The sequence below is a fragment of the Photorhabdus sp. RW14-46 genome (genome assembly GCF_963887965.1).
Taxonomy (GTDB): domain Bacteria; phylum Pseudomonadota; class Gammaproteobacteria; order Enterobacterales; family Enterobacteriaceae; genus Photorhabdus; species Photorhabdus laumondii.
Genome location: NZ_CAWPHH010000084.1, coordinates 1 through 2,493, shown reverse-complemented (window position 1 = coordinate 2,493; position 2,493 = coordinate 1). Strand labels below are relative to the sequence as shown.

Below are 2,493 nucleotides of genomic sequence, written 5' to 3'. Positions count from 1 at the left end.
TTAATAAGTTTTATTGGTTATAATTTCATTGCCAAAAAAGTAAGGTGTTATTATTTTATTTACTTGTACTGTTTTGATGGTTATAATCTGCATGGTTATTTACGGAGATGGAATAAATAATTGACGAGCCTTTATATCTTAGTTTAATTGTTACTCTATTATCTTCTCTGTATTTTCAATATTATCGCAGAAAGAGATCTGCGATAATAATCTTTCTGAATTTGGCGTTTTCCTTGTTATATCCATTTTATTAGTAAATTACTTTTTGGAAAAGAGTATGTCTGATAAATTCGTGCAAACAATATCTGATGTTAATTTTAATGGCTGTTTATTTATTTAATTTTTTTGCTATTAAAAATCAGAAGATTTCACTATTTCATGAGAACTTAAATATTCTCAATAACGGGTACATCCGTTAGGTGCCGTGGTTTTCTGTTTAACCCAAATAATAAATTAAAGGACTATTTATGGGTAAATCATCAAATAGAAGTACAGAGTACATATTTACGGGAAAATATTACGACGACGATGATAATGTCGATAATAATATTACTGCTATTGGTATTGGTGGTAACGTTTATGCTTATGGCGGAGATGATGATGTTACCGTTGGTTCATTTAAAGTCGATGTATACCATACAGATGGCGACCTTGCGGTAAAGGGGGCTTCAGGTTACACCGGTATTCATAAAACGGGAAATGGCGGGCTGTCATTTGCAGGGGCAGCCGGTGCGGTTTTTATTAATCACACGGGTGAAACGGGAAATTTAAATTATTCGGGTGTGGCCGGTTATAATAAACTGGTTCGTAAGGGTTTATCTGGTGATAGCAGTTTTAAAGGCGGCGGTGGATACAATCAGTTATGGCATGAAACTAACCGGGGAGATTTAGATTTTGCCGGCGCAGGGGCAGGCAATAACATTGACCGTACTTGGTTTAATCGTTATCAAGATTCACAGGGAAATGTGATATTTAATGGCGCAGGCGTGACAAACAACATCAATTCGCGGGTAGAAAGCGGTGACATCATTTTGCATGGTATTGGTACTGATAATCATATTGTGCGTAGAGGTAGAAACGGTGATATTCTCTTGCGTGGTGTAGGTGCAGCGAATCGCATTGAGCGTATACGCCACAGTGAAGATAAGTATGGACAGACACAGGGTGATATTACTCTTGAAGGTGCGGGGGGATATAACACACTCTATTCTGATGTTGCTCACGGTAATATTCATTTTACCGGTACGGGGGTTTATAACAAAATTGCCCGAGTAGGTGTGAGAAACGAAATAGAATTTGCTCAGGCTAAAGATATTATCATGACATCGGCAACAATGGAGGGAGATGGGACTCAACAATCTCGGCAAGTTAAAGCGGTTAAATCCGCGGTAGAGCCTGATACTTATCTCTTTGCCATTGCCAATAATATTAATACTAAAGTTGTCGCTGTACGGCTGCGAAATAATCCTGATACCGGTAAGCTCCGTTATTATGCCACTTCTTGGTATAAGCAAGGTGATCATCTTGAGGATATTGCTAAGGAAAATATCAATACAAATAATGGATTTATCCCCGTTAAAGGGGACGATACTATTACGCTTGCCAATATTAATGTGGTATATCGACAAAAAAACACAATACAGGGTGTTGTGAAGGCATTATTAACCGATAAATGGGGGAATTATGCCCGTGGGATCAATATTAAAGCGGAAGATGTCATACTGGCTAGTGCCAAAATAGGAGGGGACACACTTTCTTCTAATGGGCTGAAAATCGATGTCTCTCCGGTTAAATCAAACACGCAGCCGAATACTTATGTGTATGCAATATTCCTGGACCCTTATACCAAAGTGGTTGAGGTTAAGCTGGCGAATGATAGTGAAACAGGGAGGCTGAAGTATATTGCAAGATCTTGGTATAAAAAAGGTGACCATACTGGCCGCATAGCAAATGAAACTTTTTCCTATCCTTATGGTTATCGATTAATAAGAGCTGGTTATACGGTAAGTGAGCTTCACTATAAGTTAAATGTAACAGATGATATTACTGATTGTTTGACTGATCTTAAAAGCTATTTTGAGCAAGATGTTATCAAATCATCAAAGAGTGGCGGTGATAGTTCCGGTAATATTTATTTTAGCGGCGCAGGGGGTGGAAACATTATTAAATCTGATGTCACGCGGGGAGATATTAATTTCACAGGGTTGGGGGCAGCGAACGTTATTTTGCACGACTCAAAGTTCGGTGATACGCATTTTGACGGTGCGGGTGCCGCGAACGTGATTGTAAAAAAAGGTGAAAAGGGCGATCTGACATTCCGTGGCACGGGTTTAGCCAATGTTCTGGTTCACCGGGGTCAGAGTGGGAAAATGGATGTTTACGCCGGTGGCGCGGTAAATGTTCTTGTGCGTATCGGGGATGGGCAATACCTGGCTCATCTGCTGGCTTATGGCAATATCTCAATCCACAAAGGCAACGGTAGCAGCCGGGTGC

At 39.8% G+C, this 2,493-nt stretch carries 1 protein-coding gene; it reads left to right on the top strand.

Annotation, left to right across the window (positions count from 1 at the left end; translation table 11 throughout):
• Positions 1–467 precede the first annotated feature (467 nt).
• Positions 468–2,493, top strand: a 2,026-nt coding sequence (gene rtxA, locus AACQ38_RS23580) for an MARTX multifunctional-autoprocessing repeats-in-toxin holotoxin RtxA (RefSeq protein WP_165579224.1), incomplete at its 3' end; no start/stop codon positions are given.